Source organism: Acinetobacter sp. AM (assembly GCF_003105055.1).
Taxonomy (GTDB): domain Bacteria; phylum Pseudomonadota; class Gammaproteobacteria; order Pseudomonadales; family Moraxellaceae; genus Acinetobacter; species Acinetobacter tibetensis.
The window spans coordinates 79,445-99,109 of sequence record NZ_QETG01000010.1; the positions used below are offsets into that span (position 1 = coordinate 79,445).

Annotated in this window: 23 protein-coding genes; 14 read left to right on the top strand and 9 right to left on the bottom strand. The window is 42.8% G+C overall.

What is annotated here, in order from left to right:
- The gene (locus DCO44_RS07275) at window positions 1-1,992 is read left to right on the top strand and encodes a MacB family efflux pump subunit (protein ID WP_116760492.1); all 1,992 of its coding nucleotides are present in this window, start codon (window positions 1-3) and stop codon (window positions 1,990-1,992) included.
- A 9-nt stretch (window positions 1,993-2,001) separates the two neighbouring features.
- Window positions 2,002-3,408, top strand: a complete 1,407-nt coding sequence (locus DCO44_RS07280) for an efflux transporter outer membrane subunit (RefSeq protein WP_116760494.1) — start codon at window positions 2,002-2,004, stop codon at window positions 3,406-3,408.
- Between the two features lie 60 nt (window positions 3,409-3,468).
- Here the strand turns inward: DCO44_RS07280 and DCO44_RS07285 are convergent, their stop codons facing one another.
- From DCO44_RS07285 to orn, 3 genes are all read right to left on the bottom strand, one after another.
- A complete protein-coding gene (locus DCO44_RS07285) occupies window positions 3,469-4,272 on the bottom strand; it encodes an enoyl-ACP reductase FabI (RefSeq protein ID WP_116760496.1) in 804 nt (267 codons plus the stop codon).
- Window positions 4,273-4,437: 165 nt separating this feature from the next.
- Entirely contained in the window at window positions 4,438-5,172 is a 735-nt protein-coding gene (locus tag DCO44_RS07290; RefSeq protein WP_116760498.1) for a Bax inhibitor-1/YccA family membrane protein, read from the bottom strand.
- A 169-nt stretch (window positions 5,173-5,341) separates the two neighbouring features.
- Window positions 5,342-5,899 carry an oligoribonuclease gene (gene orn, locus DCO44_RS07295; RefSeq protein WP_116760500.1) on the bottom strand — a complete coding sequence of 186 codons (558 nt, stop codon included), beginning with the start codon at window positions 5,897-5,899 and terminating at the stop codon, window positions 5,342-5,344.
- A 123-nt stretch (window positions 5,900-6,022) separates the two neighbouring features.
- Here orn and rsgA point away from each other — a divergent pair, with 123 nt between their 5' ends.
- The 4 genes from rsgA to secB all read left to right on the top strand — a co-directional run bounded on the left by rsgA (window position 6,023) and on the right by secB (window position 8,353).
- Window positions 6,023-7,081, top strand: coding sequence for a ribosome small subunit-dependent GTPase A (gene rsgA, locus DCO44_RS07300; RefSeq protein WP_116760502.1), 1,059 nt, complete (start codon window positions 6,023-6,025; stop codon window positions 7,079-7,081).
- 93 nt (window positions 7,082-7,174) lie between these two features.
- Window positions 7,175-7,582 carry a rhodanese-like domain-containing protein gene (locus DCO44_RS07305; protein WP_116760503.1) on the top strand — a complete coding sequence of 136 codons (408 nt, stop codon included), beginning with the start codon at window positions 7,175-7,177 and terminating at the stop codon, window positions 7,580-7,582.
- 18 nt (window positions 7,583-7,600) lie between these two features.
- Entirely contained in the window at window positions 7,601-7,855 is a 255-nt protein-coding gene (grxC, locus tag DCO44_RS07310; protein WP_016166234.1) for a glutaredoxin 3, read from the top strand.
- Window positions 7,856-7,894: 39 nt separating this feature from the next.
- Complete coding sequence (secB, locus tag DCO44_RS07315; protein WP_116760505.1) at window positions 7,895-8,353, top strand: protein-export chaperone SecB; 459 nt, start codon at window positions 7,895-7,897, stop codon at window positions 8,351-8,353.
- A 66-nt stretch (window positions 8,354-8,419) separates the two neighbouring features.
- Here secB and DCO44_RS07320 read toward each other — a convergent pair whose 3' ends face one another.
- From DCO44_RS07320 to coaBC, 4 genes are all read right to left on the bottom strand, one after another.
- Entirely contained in the window at window positions 8,420-9,034 is a 615-nt protein-coding gene (locus DCO44_RS07320; protein WP_116760507.1) for an alpha-ketoglutarate-dependent dioxygenase AlkB family protein, read from the bottom strand.
- The gene (locus DCO44_RS07325) at window positions 9,035-9,889 is read right to left on the bottom strand and encodes a bifunctional transcriptional activator/DNA repair enzyme AdaA (protein WP_116760509.1); all 855 of its coding nucleotides are present in this window, start codon (window positions 9,887-9,889) and stop codon (window positions 9,035-9,037) included.
- Window positions 9,890-10,058: 169 nt separating this feature from the next.
- Complete coding sequence (locus DCO44_RS07330; protein ID WP_116760511.1) at window positions 10,059-10,439, bottom strand: cytochrome b562; 381 nt, start codon at window positions 10,437-10,439, stop codon at window positions 10,059-10,061.
- A gap of 150 nt (window positions 10,440-10,589) precedes the next feature.
- The gene (gene coaBC / locus DCO44_RS07335; RefSeq protein WP_116760513.1) at window positions 10,590-11,852 is read right to left on the bottom strand and encodes a bifunctional phosphopantothenoylcysteine decarboxylase/phosphopantothenate--cysteine ligase CoaBC; all 1,263 of its coding nucleotides are present in this window, start codon (window positions 11,850-11,852) and stop codon (window positions 10,590-10,592) included.
- A gap of 112 nt (window positions 11,853-11,964) precedes the next feature.
- On the opposite strand from coaBC, the gene radC reads away from it, so the two are divergent.
- The 3 genes from radC (at window position 11,965) to DCO44_RS07350 (ending at window position 14,357) form a co-directional block, all read left to right on the top strand.
- Window positions 11,965-12,657 (top strand): RadC family protein, encoded by a 693-nt coding sequence (gene radC / locus DCO44_RS07340; protein WP_116760515.1) that lies wholly within the window; start codon window positions 11,965-11,967, stop codon window positions 12,655-12,657.
- Between the two features lie 75 nt (window positions 12,658-12,732).
- Window positions 12,733-13,644, top strand: coding sequence for a bestrophin family protein (locus DCO44_RS07345; protein WP_116760554.1), 912 nt, complete (start codon window positions 12,733-12,735; stop codon window positions 13,642-13,644).
- A gap of 89 nt (window positions 13,645-13,733) precedes the next feature.
- Window positions 13,734-14,357 (top strand): glutathione S-transferase family protein, encoded by a 624-nt coding sequence (locus DCO44_RS07350; protein WP_116760517.1) that lies wholly within the window; start codon window positions 13,734-13,736, stop codon window positions 14,355-14,357.
- 35 nt (window positions 14,358-14,392) lie between these two features.
- Here the strand turns inward: DCO44_RS07350 and DCO44_RS07355 are convergent, their stop codons facing one another.
- Entirely contained in the window at window positions 14,393-15,244 is an 852-nt protein-coding gene (locus DCO44_RS07355) for a PHP domain-containing protein (protein ID WP_116760519.1), read from the bottom strand.
- 45 nt (window positions 15,245-15,289) lie between these two features.
- Between DCO44_RS07355 and DCO44_RS07360 the strand changes: the two genes are divergently transcribed.
- Genes DCO44_RS07360 through mnmC form a run of 4 tightly spaced genes read left to right on the top strand, consistent with a single transcriptional unit; the run spans window position 15,290 to window position 18,701 of the window.
- A complete protein-coding gene (locus DCO44_RS07360) occupies window positions 15,290-15,904 on the top strand; it encodes a septation protein IspZ (protein ID WP_116760521.1) in 615 nt (204 codons plus the stop codon).
- 27 nt (window positions 15,905-15,931) lie between these two features.
- Entirely contained in the window at window positions 15,932-16,234 is a 303-nt protein-coding gene (locus DCO44_RS07365) for a YciI family protein (RefSeq protein ID WP_116760523.1), read from the top strand.
- Between the two features lie 5 nt (window positions 16,235-16,239).
- Entirely contained in the window at window positions 16,240-16,752 is a 513-nt protein-coding gene (locus tag DCO44_RS07370; RefSeq protein WP_116760525.1) for a hypothetical protein, read from the top strand.
- A 32-nt stretch (window positions 16,753-16,784) separates the two neighbouring features.
- On the top strand, window positions 16,785-18,701 hold the full coding sequence (mnmC, locus tag DCO44_RS07375; protein WP_116760527.1) for an FAD-dependent 5-carboxymethylaminomethyl-2-thiouridine(34) oxidoreductase MnmC: 1,917 nt from the start codon (window positions 16,785-16,787) through the stop codon (window positions 18,699-18,701).
- 66 nt (window positions 18,702-18,767) lie between these two features.
- On the opposite strand, the gene DCO44_RS07380 is transcribed toward mnmC, so the two are convergent.
- Window positions 18,768-19,082, bottom strand: a complete 315-nt coding sequence (locus DCO44_RS07380; RefSeq protein ID WP_116760529.1) for a rhodanese-like domain-containing protein — start codon at window positions 19,080-19,082, stop codon at window positions 18,768-18,770.
- Window positions 19,083-19,173: 91 nt separating this feature from the next.
- Here DCO44_RS07380 and DCO44_RS07385 point away from each other — a divergent pair, with 91 nt between their 5' ends.
- Entirely contained in the window at window positions 19,174-19,662 is a 489-nt protein-coding gene (locus DCO44_RS07385; RefSeq protein WP_116760531.1) for a YajQ family cyclic di-GMP-binding protein, read from the top strand.
- Window positions 19,663-19,665 lie beyond the last annotated feature (3 nt).

The window sequence follows — 19,665 nt, forward strand, 5'->3', positions numbered from 1 at the left end:
ATGACAAAAAAAGCATTGCTTGAAGTCAGCAATTTGGTACGAGAATTCCCTGCTGGTGAAAGTACTGTCCAAATTCTCAAAGGGATTGATCTGACCATTTACGAAGGCGAACTGGTTGCGATTGTCGGTCAATCAGGTTCGGGTAAATCGACTTTAATGAATATTCTCGGTTGCCTAGATCGTCCTACCTCAGGCAGCTATCTGGTCAAAGGTAGAGAAACTGGGCAACTCGAACCCGATCAATTGGCTGAACTACGTCGTGAGTATTTCGGATTCATTTTTCAGCGCTACCATTTACTCGGTGATTTAACTGCTGAAGGCAATGTTGAAGTTCCTGCCATTTATGCAGGCATTACACCTTATGCACGTAAACAACGGGCAACCGCCTTACTCACGGAACTTGGACTAGGCAATAAAACCCAGAACCGTCCAAGTCAACTTTCAGGAGGACAGCAACAGCGGGTGTCTATTGCACGTGCACTCATGAATGGTGGTGATGTGATCCTTGCCGATGAACCAACAGGTGCTTTGGACTCACACAGCGGTGTTGAAGTCATGCGAATTCTGCGTGAATTAAATGCTGCTGGACACACGATTATTCTGGTCACACATGACATGCAGGTGGCTAAAAATGCCGGCCGCATTATTGAGATCAGTGATGGACAAATTATTGCTGATCGCGTCAATCAGCCTGAATATGATACTGAATTACATCATGACCCCGATGCAGAAACTGCAATTTCAGCACAGCAAGAAAAAAATAAAAGTGTTTCGGCATGGCGTTCCCTACTCGATCGCTTAGGTGAAGCCTTTCGTATGGCTATCCTGTCCATGAATGCGCATCGTATGCGCACTTTTTTGACCATGCTCGGGATTATTATCGGGATTGCCTCGGTTGTCACCGTGGTGGCATTAGGCAATGGCTCACAACAGCAGATCCTTAGTAATATTAGCAGCTTAGGAACAAACACCATTACCGTGTTCCAAGGTCGGGGTTTTGGTGATAATTCAAAAACTGCCAACTTTAAGACGCTGGTGCCCAATGATGCCGAAGCGCTCGCCACCCAGCCGTATGTCAGTGCGGTCAGTCCCATGGTGAGTTCATCTAAAACCATTCGCTATCAACAAAACGAAGCCAATGCCACCATTAACGGGGTTGGGGGTGATTACTTCACCGTTAAAGGTCTTACTTTCAAAAATGGGCAAACCTTTGATCAACGGAGTGTGCGTGACCGTACCCAAGATGTTGTGATTGACACCAATACCCAAAAGCAATTTTTTAGTGATGGCACCAATCCGATTGGACAAGTGATCTTACTCGGCAGTGTGCCTGGGCGGATTATTGGTGTCGTGGAACCCCAAACCAGTGCCATGGGTTCAGATGACACCCTGAACGTATATATGCCTTACACCACGGTCATGAGCCGTATGCTGGGTCAGACGAATGTGCGTAATATCATTGTGCAAATCAATGATCAATACTCTACCAGTGCGGCTGAAAATGCAATTGTGAACTTATTGACCTTGCGCCATGGTCAACAAGATATCTTTACCATGAACAGTGACAGTATTCGTCAAACCATTGAAAAAACTACCAGTACCATGACCTTGTTGGTCTCTGCAATTGCCGTGATTTCATTGGTGGTTGGCGGCATTGGCGTCATGAATATTATGTTGGTCTCGGTCACCGAACGGACGCAAGAGATTGGCGTACGTATGGCGGTGGGTGCACGTCAAAGCGATATTTTACAACAGTTTTTAATTGAAGCGATTTTAGTCTGCTTAATTGGTGGGGTCTTGGGGGTATTACTTTCCCTTGGCTTAGGTCAAATCATTCAGAAATTTGCCGGCGGAAATTTTGGCATTGCTTACTCAACAACTTCAATTATTGCAGCATTTGTGTGCTCGACGTTAATTGGTGTGGTATTTGGATTTTTACCTGCGAAAAATGCAGCCAAACTCGACCCTGTTGCAGCACTTGCTAGAGAATAAGGACAAATTATGCAGTTTTCATTTACACGTCTGTGTACGGCAATGCTACTCGGTAGTACTTTAGTGGGTTGTGTGGCTGTGGTTAAAACACCTTATCAAGCACCTAGTGTACAGACACCTGCTCAGTTCCAATATGGTCATGCGGCTGCACAACAACGACAGCAAGCCATCTATGCCGATCAATGGTGGACCTTATTTGGTGATACACAACTGAATCAATTAATTGATGAAGTCTTAGCAAAAAATACCGACTTGGCTGTTGCGGGTATCACCTTAAAACAAGCACGCTTACAAGCTGATTTAACGGCGAATCAGCAAAAACCGCGTGTTAGCTCCACACTATCTACTGGACATAGTTTTGATCTTAATAATGGCAGTGATGCATCAAGCGGACTCTCTACCAAAGTTGGACTCAGTTATGAATTAGATTTATTTGGTAAATTGGCACGTCAAACCGAAGCTAAAAAATGGGAAGCACTGGCGACTGAACAGGATTTGCAAGCCACAGCACAAAGCTTGGTTGGCACCACAGCCAAACTGTATTGGCAATTGGCGTATTATCATGAAAGTCTCAGCACCGCACAGCAAAGCCTTGCGACGTCGCAAAAGCTTTATGATTTAGTCAAAGCACAGTATCAAGCAGGTTCTGTTTCTGGCTTAGAGCTGACTCAAGCCGAGCAATCAGTACAAAGCCAAAAAGCCAGCCTGAGTCAAATTCAGCAAAACTTAGTCGAAACACGAACTGCGCTAGCTATCCTGCTACATATGCCTATCCAACAGTTGAATATTCAAGAACCACAGCGTTTACCGCAATTGGTATTACCTACTATTGCTGCGGGCTTACCCGCAGATATCCTGTCACGTCGTCCAGATTTAAAAGCTGCTGAATTACGCCTACGGGAAAGTCTTGCCACCAAAGATGCCACCACAGCGAGCTATTATCCTTCCATCAGCCTAACTGGAAGTTTAGGCAGCAGCAGTACCTCTTTAACGCAACTTTTGCGTAATCCGGCCCTGACTTTAGGGGCAAGTTTAAGTCTGCCGTTTTTGCAATATAACGATATGAAAAAAGATATCGCGATTAGCCAATTGGACTATGAAAAAGCCATTGTGCAATATCGTCAGAGCTTATATCAGGCCTTTGGCGATGTTGAAAATGCCTTGTCTGCGCGCAGTGAACTGGATCAGCAAGTCAAGCTACAACAGCGTAATTTAGAACTGGCAGAAAAAGCCGAACGCTTAACCGATGTGCGTTATCGTTATGGTGCAGTGGCCTTAAAGAATCTACTGGATCAACAAGAAACTACGCGTAGTGCACGTTTGACTTTGGTTAACACCAAACAAAATCAATACAACGCTTATGTCACGCTGATGCAAGCACTTGGTGGTAGTCCTATTCAGCGATTACCTAAATAAATGAAATTTAAAGACGTAAAAAAACGGCACTTAAAGTGCCGTTTTTTATCGCCGAAGCAATCAGTCATCGCCCATCAAATCAGGACTCATACCAACTGTATTGAAACCTGCATCAACATACATGATTTCACCAGTAATCCCGTTTGCCCAAGGTGAGCAAAGGAACAACGCTGCATTACCCACATCTTCAATGGTTACATTGCGTTTAAGTGGTGAAATTTTTTCATTCGCGTCTAACATCTTACGGAATGATTTAATGCCTGAAGCCGCTAAAGTACGGATTGGACCTGCTGAAATTGCGTTAACGCGAATACCTTCAGCACCCAAGCTAGACGCCAAGTAACGTACGCCTGCTTCTAAAGATGCTTTTGCCATACCCATCACGTTGTAGTTCGGCATAACACGCTCAGAACCTTGGTAAGTCAAAGTCAATAAACAACCTTGACGAGCCAATAACAATGGTTTTGCTGCACGCGCCATTGCAATAAAGCTATATGCACTGATGTCATGTGCAACACGGAAACCTTCACGATCTGTAACATCGGTAAAGTCGCCATCTAAAGTATGCGCTGGCGCAAAACCGATAGAGTGAACTACACCATCTAGACCATCCCAGTGTTTTGCCAATTCAACGAACGCTTGGTCAATTTCTGCATCCACAGCAACATCACAAGGAAACACCAATGTTGAGCCAAATTGCGCAGCAAATTCATCAACACGCTTTTTAAGTTTCTCATTCGGATAAGTAAATGCCAATTCTGCACCTTCACGATGCAATGCTTGAGCAATACCAAATGCGATCGACAACTTACTTGCAATACCTGCAATCAGAAAGCGTTTTCCCGCTAGTAGTCCTTGTGACATGTGAATCTCACTTAAAATAATTTAGGATGAATAATGCCAAGTCTGGCATCAGAACAAAATTGCAAAATGCGCCTTTTTTTCAGCAAATCACAGATTCATAACAATTCACCCTGCAAAAAGCAGGGTGAATATGGATTATGCTGAAGAAATGTTAAAAAACATCAATCAGTCATCCCCTTGAATCAAGCTCAATAAGCGCATGAATGAGTAATACATCCAAACCAAAGTCGCCAATAATGCAATCGCAGATAACCATTCCATAGACTTTGGTGCATGTTGTGCTGCACTGCTTTCAATCAAGTCAAAATCGAGAATGAGATTTAAAGATGCAATCACCGCCACAAAAGCAGCAAAACCAATACCTAACCAGTTACTTTCAAAGATATACGGCACACTTGAACCAAAGGCTAAACGCATGATGAGTTGCACCACAAACACGATTGCAATGGCAATGCTGGCAGAAAGTACAACAGATTTAAATTTTTCTGTGGCACGCACAATTTGTAAACGATACAAAGTAAACATCACCAAGGTCGTTACAAAGGTCGCCAATAAGGCCTGCAACGGTACACCTGGGAATTTCAATTGGAAAATAACCGAAATCCCCCCTAAAAAGGCACCTTCAAAAAACGCATAAGGAATGGCGAGAATTTTCGCGGTATCTGGTTTAAAAGTCGTAATGAGCGCCAAAATCAATCCACCAATCGCACCGACAATTGCAGCGCTATAGGCAATAGAAATATTTAAGGTCATAAAGCTGTAGAAGAAAATACCTAAACCCAGTACCGCGGCAATTAAAGTCAACAATACAGACTTTTGAATCGCACCTTGAACGGTCATCGGCTGACTGTAATCCGCGTAAACTTCGACGCGATTGAGTATCGGATTATTACTTTGCATATTTAAACTCTTTTTATAATTTAAAATGAATAAAAACAAAAATTTGTACTTTTCTTTAGATCAACTTAAAGCCGTACACCCTCTAGTTTGATGTAGAAAATATAACCTAAAAATGTGACAGACTAAAATAAAAATGGGGTTAAACACCCCATTTTCAGCCAATATCGATTTAGTCTTTATTCATGATAAAGAAGTATTCACGGTAATATTTCAATTCTGCAATCGAATCACGAATATCATCCATGGCCAAATGCGAGGCATTTTTCTTTAGCCCACTCATAATTTCTGGACGCCAGCGTTTCGCCAATTCTTTCACTGAAGATACGTCCAAGTTACGGTAATGGAAGTATTGTTCCATTTCGGGCATTAAACGATGTAAGAAACGGCGATCCTGACAAATCGAGTTACCACACATTGGCGAGCTCTTTGGATTAACCCATTTTTTTAAGAACTCAATGGTTTGCTGCTCAGCATCTCGCGCTGTCAATTTACTACGACGCACGCGTTCAATCAGACCCGACTGACCATGTTGACGGGTATTCCACTCATCCATGGCATTCAGGATTAAATCCGATTGATGCACAGCCAATACTGGACCTTCCGCCAAAATATTCAAATGATCATCGGTCACAATCGTTGCAACTTCAATAATTTGGTCGTTATCGGTATCGAGACCTGTCATTTCAAGGTCAATCCAGATGAGGCGTGTATCAGGCGTGCTGCTCATAAATGTGCAATCTTATTGGCTGTAAAAACATTTATAGTAGCAAATTAATACCCTGAATGCTGTAATTCATCCCCCGCTTCATGCTATTTTTGCCATCTTGAATTCATGGTTTTTAGGATATGAATGGCTTTAATTCGTAAACGTCGCTTAACTGAACAGCAGCAGCGTCGTATTCAGAAACAGCAGAAAACACGTCAAGAAGAAATTGACACCTCAAATGATCTGGAAGGGTTGGTGGTTCAACACTACGGTCGCCAACTTGAGGTGCAAGCCTTGTCAGTGCCAGACATGCATCCTGAAAAACCAAATGTACAAGATGGTGAACCAGAACCGTTTTGGAAACCGATTGAATTGGACAGTATTTGGCGTTGTCATACGCGTACCAATCTTGAATTACTGGTGACGGGTGATCGGGTTAAATGGCAAGCTGACCCGAATACAGGTTTAGGTATTATTACCGCCATCCATCCGCGTCGTTCCTTACTGACCCGTCCTGACCGTTATCATAAAGTGAAGCCTGTCGCGGCCAATATCAGTTTGATTGTGATTGTGTTTTCCCCTTTACCAGAACCTGCACCCACATTAATTGACCGTTATTTGGTGGCATGTGCCGATGCCGACATTCCAGCCTTATTGGTCCTGAATAAAACCGACTTACTCAAAGAAAATGATCCAATTCTAGATATACTCAAGGAATATAAAGATTTGGGTTATGAAGTGATGCAATGCCAATCTACAGGTGATCTCAGTGCTTTAGCACAGCGCCTTGAAGGTGAAACGGTGGCTTTTGTTGGACAGTCTGGGGTGGGTAAAAGTTCATTAATTAATACCATGGTGCCAAATGCCGCACAAAAGACCAATATTATTTCTGAAAACTCGGCTTTAGGTCAGCACACCACCACCTCAACGCGTTTAATTTCTTTTGGACAAAGTGCATCACTGATCGACTCGCCAGGCATTCGTGAATTTGGTTTATGGCATCTGACCACTGAAAAAGTGCAACAAGGCTTCCCTGAAATTCAAAATCAGTTGGGCTATTGTCAGTTCCGTAACTGTACCCATAAACATGAAAAACAGTGTGCACTGCGTGTAGCTGCCAGTAATGGTGAAATTTTACCCCGTCGTTTAGACAGTTTTTTACGTTTAATGGATGAAATTGCTGAAGCCCAGCAAAAAAATTAGACTTTCTGTCTGTCCTCCCCTTGAAGCGGTGATTTTGATCACCATATTTATGAGCTATACTCTAGGCAATTTTGAATTGTAATTAGGTGATTTGTGGAACGTTGGTTGGAATTTATGGGGAATCACCCCTTCTTATTTGGAACACTTGGGGCATTAGTGGTGTTGTTCTTCGTTTTAGAAGGTCAGCGCAACGGTCGCAAAATCTCTCCACAATCTTTAGGTATTTTAGTGAAAGCGAAAAATGCCATGTTGATTGATTTACGTGATGCAAAAGACTTCCGTGAAGGTCATATCAGTGGCAGCCGTAACATTCCCTACAGCCAAATTACAAGCCATGTTGAAGAGTTAAAAGCTGCGGAGCGTCCATTGGTGTTTATTTGTAACCTTGGTCAAATCGCAGGTACCGCTTTGCAACAAGTTGGTCATGTGGATAGCTATCGTTTAGACGGTGGTATTAGCAACTGGAAAGCGCAAGGCTTACCTTTGGTAAAAGCAAAATAATGGCTTAAGGAGACTCTAATGGCTGAAGTAACGATTTATTCTACAACTGTATGTCCTTACTGCGTTCGTGCGAAACAACTTCTTGAGCGTAAAGGCGTTGAATATAAAGAAATTAATTTATCCAATGAAGCGCCTGAAGTACGTGTAGAACTCATGCAACGCACGAACCACCGTACTGTTCCACAAATTTTTATTGGTGACCAATTTATTGGTGGGTTTGACCAGCTTTATGCTTTAGAGCGTGATGGTAAACTTGACGGATTATTGGCTTAACCATAAAGCATAGTTCAAATTTATATTAAGGATTTAATAATGAGCGAAGAACAACAAGTTCAACCACAATTGGCACTCGAACGTATTTATACTAAAGACATTTCTTTCGAAGTTCCTGGCGCACAAGTCTTCACAAAAGAATGGCAGCCAGAACTCAATATCAACCTTTCTTCTTCTGCAGAAAAGATTGATCCAACCCATTTCGAAGTGTCTTTAAAAGTTGTTGTTCAAGCAAATAATGCAGGTGAGACAGCATTTATCGTTGATGTGACTCAAGCAGGTATCTTCCTGATTGATGCAGTTGAAGAAGAGCGTCTTCCATATATTTTAGGTGCATACTGCCCGAACATTTTGTTCCCATTCTTGCGTGAAGCAGTGAACGATATGGTTACCAAAGGCAGCTTCCCTCAATTGCTGTTAACGCCAATCAACTTTGATGCTGAGTTCGAAGCAAATATGCAACGTGCTCAAACAGCTATGGCTGAAGGTCAAGCATAATTCCAGACCTTTGCATTGCAAAATCATGGATTCAAAAAAGGCTGAATAGATTATATTCAGCCTTTTTTATTGCGCTTCATTCATCATTCTGAAGGTTAGATTTACCCTCACATCAAACACCTTCTTGGTCGGAGGTAACCGATGCAGCCAGTAGCTTTGGGTTTCATCTTTCATGACCAGTAAACTACCATGTGCCAGTACCAACTCCACTTTTTCTTGGGTCTGCTTATGCTTAAAAGCAAATTTTCGCTCTGCCCCCAAACTTAAAGAAGCAATTGCAGCATACTGTTTCAGTTCTCGTTCGGCATCGCTATGCCATGCCATCCCTTCTTCCCCTGAATGATATAAGTTTAATAAGCAGGCATTAAATTTCTCACCCGTTTTAGCTTCGACCAACGCTTTCAATGCCAACAGCTCAGGTGTCCACGGCAACGCTTGTTTGGTGGTTTTAGAATAGGTATAAGAAAAAGCCTGATCGGCATACCAAGCCACTTTACGCTTAGTCATAATCGTCTTGCCAAAAATCACCGCCAGATCATTTTGCCAAGCGATATCCTCTAATAGTCGCTGTAAATAATGATCTGCCAAAACACTATCCATAATTTGACCGTAGTAATGCACACAGCCCTGATAAGGCAATAAATTCTGCTCAGAATCAAACTCGACGGGAAATAGTGACATTTAAAGCTCTTCTGAATAGGCATGAATTTGGGCGCTTTCCCAACCAATCATCGCCGTCTTGCGGATTGTTCCCCAATGATAATTACCGAGTACACCTGACGCTTGAATGACCCGATGGCACGGAATTAAAAAAGCCACAGGATTATGTGCCACCGCACTCCCCACCGCACGTGCTGCTTTGGGTTGATCCATTTGTAATGCCACATCACGGTAACTCGCCAGTTGTCCCGCAGGAATTTTGAGCAAACTTTCCCAGACTTTTAATTGAAAGGCTGAACCTTTTAAATGCAGTTTTATGTACTGTATGGAGTTGGGTTGCATCGTCAATACAGCCATAGCGCGTTGCTGCATTTCATCCCTCTGCTCAACATATTCAGCATGAGGAAACTTGGCACGTAATTCATTCAGGGCTTGCTCCTCCTGTTCAACAAAAGACAACGCACAAATCCCTTTATCTGTGGAAGCCACCAAAACGCGTCCAAATAATGTTTCAGCGAAACTATAAAAAATCTTTAATCCAGCTCCACCCTGTTTATATTCAGCAGGGGTCATGCCTTCAATTTGAATAAATAAATCATGTAAGCGACTACCACTGGATAATCCTGTGTCATAGGTCGCATCTAAAAGTGAATGAGATGCTGTTGAGGTTAAAATCGACTTGGCATGTTCCACACTGATGTATTGCAGAAACTTCTTAGGACTGGTGCCAGCCCATTCGCTGAATAGGCGCTGAAAATATGCAGGACTTAAATGTACATGTGCTGCTATATCTTCTAGCGTCGGCTGATGCTGAAAATGTCGCTGAATATATTCAATGGCTTGCGCCACACGCTGATAATGCTGTTGTGAGGACATACTCATTCATCCTTGCAGATTTCCTTTTCACTTTAGCAATTCTTGCTGTGGCTGAAAATCCGAATCATGCTCAATCCTAATAGCGACCCTAATGTATCAGACATAAAAAAACTGCACCGATGAAGGTACAGTTTTAACAGCGAATAAACGTGCTGATTCTAAATCAACATCAGTGGTGCATATAAGCCTTATGCCCTTGATCACGTAACTCACCAATTTTTTTCCCTTGCTTTTTCGCTTCGTCTAACTTGCCTGCTTGTGCCAATGCTTTGGTTTTGTCAATTTCTACAATAATCTGGTCAAACAAAGCCGTCGAACTTGGTGTTTTTTCAGCCATATGTGCAGTCAATTTATATTGCTTGGCATGTACTGCGGCACCACGCATATTGTTCAAGGCACTTGTTGCAGCTTGTGGGGTTGAAGCTTGGTTGAAGGCTTTATAATTTTTCCCAAGGGTTTTCATATCATCGTCTAAACTTGCCGCCATTACGGTATTGCTTAATAGCAAAGATGACAACATTACAACGGTGGCTAACGTTTTTTTAATCATGAGGATGTCCTATCAAAAACTGTGGCTATGGTTTATTTATCTTGGGCAAATAGACAGAATTACATATCCTGTACTGCGGTTTGCATTGCCTGTTTAGCATACATAAAAAATGCAACGAATTCGTTGCATTTTGATAAAAATTTCACACAGTTATTTGGCTTTATGATGCTGTAAAGCATCGTGCATGGCTTCTACCAACTGTTGCGCAATCTCTTGTTTTGAGGCTTTCTCTAAGTCGCGCTTATCCATATGGTATTGATTGGCAAAAAACACGGTCATGGCATTTTCATCCGATGCAAAACCAATATCTGCACGTGACACATCATTACAAGCAATCATATCCAGCTTTTTAGCGACTAACTTGCCTGCTGCATATTCTTCCACATTACGCGTTTCTGCGGCAAAACCCACCATGAATGGGCGCTTTTGTTGCTGTGCAATAGTCGCCACAATATCTGGATTTTTCACTAAAGCGACATTTAGCTCATCTCCTGATTTTTTAATTTTATGCTCTGCCACTTCAGCAACACGATAATCAGCGACTGCTGCTGTGGCAATGAAAATATCACAGCCTTCTTCCAACATTTGCATGCTGGTATTCAACATTTGAATCGCAGAGGATACGTTAATACGGCGTACCCCATTTGGAGTATCTAAGCTGACAGGACCTGCAATTAAAGTTACTTTCGCCCCAGCCGCATAACAGGCAGCCGCCAACGCAAAGCCCATTTTTCCTGTACTGTGATTAGAAATATAACGCACAGGGTCTATTGCTTCACGGGTTGGACCCGCAGTAATCACCACATGTTTACTCGCCAATAGACCAAATTTTTCAGCGATTGCACGTTGTGCTTTATGGAAGTATTGCGTGACTTGATAAGCCAAATCTTCTGGCTCAGGCATACGGCCTAAACCCACATCACCACACGCTTGTGAACCCGCTTCTGGCATAATGACATGCACGCCATCTTCAATCAGCGTATTTAAATTACGTTGCGTGGCTTTGGCTGCCCACATCTGCTGATTCATGGCAGGTGCAACCCAAACAGGTGCTTTGGTCGCAAGATATAAAGTACTGAGCAAATCATCTGCCAAACCTGCCGCAAACTTGGCCAAGGTATCGCAGCTAGCAGGCGCCACCAACAATAAGTCTGCCCAACGGGCCAATTCGATATGTCCCATGCCTGCTTCGGCTTCTGGATCGAGTAATTCGGTATGCACGGGATTGCCAGACAGTGCCTGAAAGGTCAGCGGCGTAATAAAGGCCTGCGCACCATGCGTCATCACCACACGGACATTAAATCCCTGATCTTTAAGTCGACGAACGAGGATGGCGCTTTTATAGGCTGCAATTCCGCCTGTAACAGCCAAAATGATGTTTTTATTTGGAATTACACTTAAATCAAAGCTCACAAACAGTATACCTTTCTGTTGCAGTGGCGCTCACAATAGCATTAAATATCCGCATACCCAAGTGATTGACTGGGTTAAAACTTGATAATAAACATGAAAAAGCTCAACAAAAATGAATCTATCGATCAAACATTGGCCCGAACAAGAGCGTCCACGTGAACGCTTATTACAACAAGGGGCGGGTAGCCTTTCAGATGCCGAATTATTGGCCATTTTTCTGCGCTCTGGCTCCAAACAACATTCAGCCGTTGAATTAGCCCGACTGCTGATTCAGCATTTTGGTGGACTAGCCCCTATTCTGAATGCTGAACTCCCCCAACTCAGTCAATTTCATGGCATTGGTGCCACTAAATATTCACAACTGATGGCTGTGAAAGAACTGGGACGACGCTATGTGGCTCAGCAATTACAACAACACAGTTTAGAAATTCAAAACTCCTCACAATTACTTGACTATCTACGCTTTGAACTTTTGGGAGAAACGCAGGAAGTGTTTGCCGTTCTGTGCCTAGACAGTCAACTGCGCAAACTGCATTTTAAAAAACTCTTCTTTGGCTCACTGAATAGTTGTACCGTCTCTTTGAATCAATTACTACGTTACGCCTTGCAACAGCAAGCCAGCTCTATTGTGATTGCACATAATCACCCTTTGGGGCATGCCCTGCCTTCGGCGGCAGATATTGCCTTAACCCAACAAATTACACAGGCTTGTAAACTACTTGAAATACAATTATTGGATCATTGTGTCATCGCTGCGACAGGCAGTTTTTCGTTTGCTGAGCAGGGCTTGATCAAGTCCACTTAAAGCTTTTCAAGCAATATTGACAAAACCTAAATGACAGATGAAGATCAACCCAAAATAAATGATGAAAACTACCACATGATTGTGCGAGAACAACCCGACGTCTTTAAACTATTATTTTCATGGCGCGGTACAATCCTTCCGAAAGTTTTACCACCCTTAGGCGTGGTCATGCTCATTTCTACCATCGTGGGTGGCGTATCCCACATGGGATATTTTCATTTTCCTGAACTCCCCTTGGTTGGCTTCACCTTAATTGGCGTTGTACTGTCTATTTTCCTCGGGTTTAAAAATAGCGCTTGTTATGACCGCTGGTGGGAAGCGCGTAAACTTTGGGGCATGTTGATTGCCAATGCGCGCCACTTTGACCGTAACTGTCGTATTCTTACGCAGGCACGGCGCGAGCGAGTCATTCAGCATGTGATTGTCTTTGCTAATGTATTGCGTGACCGACTACGTCATCAAACGGAAAACCCAACCGAACTTACTGAAACCACAGGTTTAAGCCAGCAAGCTTTGGCGCAACTGTATCAACAGGTCAATGCTCCGCAATACACCCTCAGTCTCATTCAATGGGAACTGATGCAAGCCTTAAAAGAAGGTGAGATTTCCGACATTATTTATGCGCAAATGAATGAACATGTGGCGGAAATGAGTTTGGTACAAACAGGCTGTGACCGAATTGCCACCACCCCCTTACCTTTTGCCTATTCTGTATTGCTGAACCGTACCGTGTACTTCTTCTGTTTCATGCTACCGTTTAGTTTGGGCGCAACGTTAGGACTGGCTACCCCTTTATTGGTCGGGATCTTGGCTTATACCTTTTTGGGTTTAGATGCCTTAAGTTCAGAAATTGAAGAACCTTTTGGTACTCAAAGTAATGATTTACCGTTAGATGCAATGGTACGTACCATTGAAATTGAATTACTCGGCACCTTGGGTAAGCCAACTCCACCACCCATTCAAGCACAGGATAATAATCTGTTATAAAGCCAACAATTCAAAATTAAACGTCATCTCTCTAGAAAAAAAAGATTAGATTAAACAAATATTTAAAAATCAAGATCAGGAGTCAGGCTGTGATTAAACTTTTAGGACGAACAGATTCTATCAATGTCAGAAAAGTACTCTGGTTATGTGATGAGCTAGATTTAGCTTATCAGCGTGAAGATTGGGGCCGTGGCTTTCGCTCCCCGAAAGAACAGGAATTTATACAGTTAAATCCAAATGCCACGATTCCTGTACTCATCGATGAGGAGCTGACGCTATGGCAATCTAATTCGATTATTCGTTACTTGGCCAATGCTTATGATGGTTCAGCACTTTATCCAACAGAGCCGAAAACACGTGCACTTATTGATCAATGGATTGACTGGCAAGGGATTGAACTCAATAACAGTTGGGTCTACGCCCTAATGCACCTTATTCGGAACTCCCCTGAGTACCAAGACGTGAAGGAAGTTGAAAAAAGTATTCAAGCATGGAACAGCATGATGCTGATTATAGAAAACCAACTCGCAAACACTCAGGCGTATGTCGCGGGTCAGCAGTTTTCATTGGCAGACATTCCGATTGGGCTTTCTGTACAGCGTTGGTATTTAACACCTTTTGAGAAACCTGACTGTCCTAATGTAAAGCGCTATTACGACCGTCTCAGTCAAAGAGAGGCTTATTTAAAATGGGGCAATAATGGTCAAAACTAATTCAGCATGTTTGCTTATTCATTAAAACATGGGCATTACTGAAACTGCTCCCAAATCCCGACTTGTTCTGCTTTCATGACAGGAACACGTCCTAGTTGAATCCACGGCATATTTTCACCATGGAAATCACTGCCCACAGACACTTTTAAACCCTGTTCCGCAATCATACGATCCACCATTTGACGCGTCGCAGGTGGGTCAATGTGCGGTGGCAATTCCACGGCATCCCCACCTGACTGCGCAAACAATTCGATTAAATAACGGACATTGGTTGCCGATAAATCATATCGGGTTGGATGTGCCAAAACTGCAAAGCCACTGCTGGCATGAATCGCTTGAATGGTTTCTGCAAGTCCCAATCCATCAAACTTTACATAAGCCTTCTTGCCTTCTTTAATATATTTATCAAAAGCTTGTTGTACACGACTTACAATCCCCTTTTCCACCAAGGTTTTCGCAATATGGGTACGCGTAACTCGATCTGCTTCACCCTCGACTTTGGCCAGTACATCTGCGTAAATATCCTGACCAATCAAAGGCGTCAGCAAACTACAAATCTGCGCACCACGTTCAGCTCGAATCTGTTTTTGCTGTTCCAAGACTGCCAATAAAGGCTCAGGATGCTGCATATTCAGTGCAACAATATGTACGCCATAACTTTTCTGAGTGGCTGGACGTGACCATTGGCTGGAAATTTCCACCCCAGAGATTAATTTCATACCATAAGCATGTGCAGTTTGTTCTGCCAATGCTAAACCATCCATCGTATCGTGATCGGTCAATGCCAGCGTATGAATACCTTTTTCATGTGCGGCATGGATCAGTTGCTCTGGTGACAAAGTTCCATCAGAAATATTACTATGTGTATGTAAATCTACGCCAAGCATCACTTATACTATGCCATTTATTTAAACAGATTCAGATACTCTAACATGAAAGCACTTTTAGACTTTGTGCCACTCATTATTTTCTTTTATTTATATAAGACTGTAGATCCGAAAGATACCGAGCACCCTTTACTGCAATTGATCGGTTCTGCCGGTGGTGTAGACAATAATAATATTTTAGTGGCAACAACTGGCTTAATTCTTTCTATGCTGGTGGTTTATGGTGCATTGTTCATCATGCAAAAATTCCGTTTAGATAAACAACAGTGGATTGTGTTGTTTATGACGGTCATTTTTGGTGGCATTACCCTTATACTCAGTGATGACTTCTATATTCGTCTCAAGGCAGCCCTGTTAAATATAGTTTTCGCAGGTGCTTTCCTGCTCTCTCCGTATTTTAGTAAAGACCGTAGTCCGCTCATCAAACGCTTATTTTCACCCATTTTTAATTTGGGTGAAGTTGGCTGGAAAAGACTCAATTATGCTTGGGCAGCCATGTTTGCTGTCATGTCTGGCTTACACGTCTTTTTTGCTTTCTTATTTATGAATGGAAAATATTGGGGCGAATTTACCGCTTTTGGTGACATGTTGGTGATGTTTTCCTTTATCATTATCCAGTTTATTGTTTTACGTAAACATTTTAAGTCTTCCGAAAATTAATCTTCGTTTCGCTCGCAGAGAATCATCATGCCATTATTTGTTGTGACTTGTACTGATCAAGACGGTACAGTAGAAAAACGCCTTGCGGTACGTCCTCAACATCTCGCACGTTTAGAGCAATTAGATGCTGAAGGTCGCTTAATTGTTGCAGGTGCAATGCCTAAAGATCCGAGCAATCCACAAGCAGGTTTTTACGGCAGCACCATCATTGTTGATTTTGACAGCCGTGAAGCACTCGATGTTTGGCTACAAGATGAGCCTTTCTTAAAAGAAGGTGTCTATGCTCAAATTGAAGTTAAACCTTTTAACAAAGCGTTTCCTAAAGGATAAAGTTCATGCGCGCTGTTGTTCCTAGTTTACTGGGTCTTTCTTTATTGTGTTCTACGGCTTGGGCGGTAGAACCTGCAACAACTTCTCCAGCTCCTGCTCTAGCCCCTGCTGCCCCTACGGCAACAGCACCGACAGCGCCACATACCCTTTCTGCGGATAAACCACGCGTGATTCCAACAGTAGCAACTGTGAATCCAAATGGACAACCGCAAGAGGTTCAACCCCTTACGGCGGAACAAATTGCCAAAAATAAAGCCTTACAAGATTTAAAAATCAAAGCTTTGGTCAAAGACCAATCCGTACGCCTACAACAATTGGAAAAAGCCAATTTAGATGCATTGGCACAAAATCAAGAATTACAATTAAAAAATGATAGTTTAGGTGTTCAAGTTCAAGTGCTACAAAGTGAACGTAGTGCCCAGATGTTTATTTATGGCGCTGTCACACTAGCAGTTGGTGTACTACTGGGTTTCTTAATTGCCAGTTATGCACAATCTAAACGCCGCCGCCAATGGTAATTTTCTACGCTTCAATATAAAGGTTGCTGCTTGTGTCACATGCAATACAAACGGCCGATCTCGATTGGCATCTCGTTGATGGCATCGAGGTGCCCGTTTCTAAACAATTTGGCGATGTTTATTTTTCTAAAGACAATGGTTTATTAGAAACTCGACATGTCTTTTTACATGGCAACGATCTCAATCTCCGTTTGGCAAACCTAAGCGACTACCAATATTTTTCTGTCGGCGAAACTGGTTTTGGTACGGGTCTAAATATTTTGGCGCTGTGGCAAATGTGGCAACAATGTCGCCCCGATAACCATAGCCATTTACATGCCATGAGTGTGGAAAAATTTCCACTGACCAAAGCCGATTTGATTCGTGCCTTAAATGCTTGGCCTGAACTCAAACCTTTAGCCGATCAACTGATTCAACAATATCCTTTACCGCTTGCAGGTTGTCATCGCCTGAGTTTTCCTGAAGAACGCTTTAGCCTTGATCTCTGGCTTGGCGATGCGCATGATGTTTTCCCACAAATGGAAAAACATCATCCCGTCAATGCGTGGTTCTTAGATGGTTTCGCTCCGTCCTGTAATCCAGATATGTGGCAGGAACAGGTGTTGAATCATATCGTGCGCCTGTCCGACTACGGAACGACTTTTGCCTCATTTAGCGTTGCAGGGGTATTAAAACGTGGACTAAAACAGCATGGTATTCAGATCACTCGTCCACGTGGCTTTGGCCATAAACGAGAAATGCTGAAAGCCTGTTGGATAAAACCAGAATCCACATCAGAAGATGATGCAGCTCATGCAACAGCACTCAATCCTGTTGACGTGATGCCCCCAAAGCAACGTCACATCGCCATTATCGGTGCTGGCATTGCAGGTTTAAGCTGTGCTTGGGCCTTTGCTCAACGCGGACATCAAGTCACCCTATATGATCAAAGTGCGCCATTGGCAGGCGGTTCTGGAAATCCATTGGCTTTACTCAATCCTAAATTGTGCCCGATTGAGCAAAGCCATGAACACTTGATGACCTTGGCATGGCAACACGCACTGCGCCACTATGCCCAATTTCAGGCATTTCGCCCGATTCAAGTCAATCAGATGGCATTAAAAAATGCGGAAGATTTATTGGGTTTAGCCGCTGAATATCCAGAACAAGTGCTGACCACCTCAGCAGCACAAGACAGTGCCATTGCAACAGAGTTTCCGAGCTTAAATCTGCTGCAAGCAGGGGTAGTTTCTCCACATGCACTACGCGATCAGATTCTGCAACATCCTCTCATTCAGTTTCAGCAAGCCAGCATCAAGAGCTTTATTTCCAAGCAAACTGTAGAAGTCGTTAATACTCAAGATCAGTGTCTGGGTGATTTTGATCATGTGATTGTGTGCTGCGCGCGCGACAGCCAAGCTTTTTTTGAACATTATCCCCTCCTCAAACCGATTCGTGGTCAGGTCAGTTGGGTTCAAAATCAAACTCAACCTTTAGCTGCCGATCAAGCCTATAGCTATGGTGGCTATTGTATGCAACTCGATGCTGAACATTTAATTCTGGGTGCATCCTTTTATCCTAATCGGGATGATTGTGAAGTTCTCGCAGAAGACCATGTGCATAACTTTAATCTTATCCACAATGTGTTTCCAAGTTATGCACATTCCTTGCCTCCAACTTCAACTTGGCAAGGTCGCGCTTCCGTCCGCGCACAGACCAATGACTATTTCCCTGTACTAGGTCGCTTGGATCAGACCAAAGAAATTTATAGCTTGGCAGGATTAGGTTCTAAAGGCTTTTTATTTGCACCATTATGTAGTGAATTACTGGTCGCACAGATTTTATCTGAAACTAGCCCAGTTCCTAGCAGCCTGATCCACAAATTAGATATCAAACGTTTTGTAAAAAAGCAGAAAGTGAAGAAAGCTTATTATCAAGCTACGAATACAGTGCCATCTCAAGCTCAGTAAGCAGATGCGTCATGCTCTGTTGTTTTCTTTATGCCATAAAAAAGCGCCATAAGGCGCTTTTTTGAATCAGGCTCCTTGTTCTAAAGGTAAGCCCGCATCACGTGCCGCTCGGGTACCTCCCATCAGCACAACATACTCACGTGAATCATCTAAACCATCAAGAAGTTCAGCCGCACGTGGCGCCTTACTTCCGCCACCACATAAAATGTAAATGGTCTGATCCGCCGACACCTGAGTCAAACAATCTGCTGACAAGCCTGTAATTGGCTGATTTACCGCACCTTTAACATGGGCTTCAGCATAAGCACTTGCGTCACGGACATCCCAGATAATCGCATCCTCTGGGAACTCAAATGTTGTAATTTCTTGTTTACGGATCATTGCGCACTCCTTTGATGTAAACAACACTTGGCAAATGAAGAAAACATCCCTAGCATCTCAGATATTCTTTCCCTTTGTAAAGGTCTATTCCATGCCATCTTTCGATATTGTTTCAGAATTAGAGATTTTTGAAGTAAATCATGCAGTTCAGAACACGCAAAAAGAAATTGCAACGCGTTTTGACTTCCGCGGACAAGATGTTTCTATTGAACTGAATGAAAAGTCTAAAGAAATTAAAATTAGTACCGAAAGTGATTTCCAATGTGAGCAAGTTTATAACATGTTGGAAAACCATTTTTATAAGCGCAAAGTCGATGTGCAAGCTCTAGATCCACAAAAGGCCACAGCTTCAGGTAAAAATGTGATTCAAGTGATCAAACTGAAAGATGGTCTTGACTCTGATACTGCAAAAAAAATTAATAAAGCCATTAAAGAAAGCGGCATTAAAGCGCAATCTTCAATTCAAGGCGACAAAATTCGCGTGACTGATAAAAAGCGCGATACTTTACAGCAAGTCATGAATTTCTTGCGTGAACAACAATTTGGGCTTCCATTGCAATTTAATAATTTTAAAGACTAATGT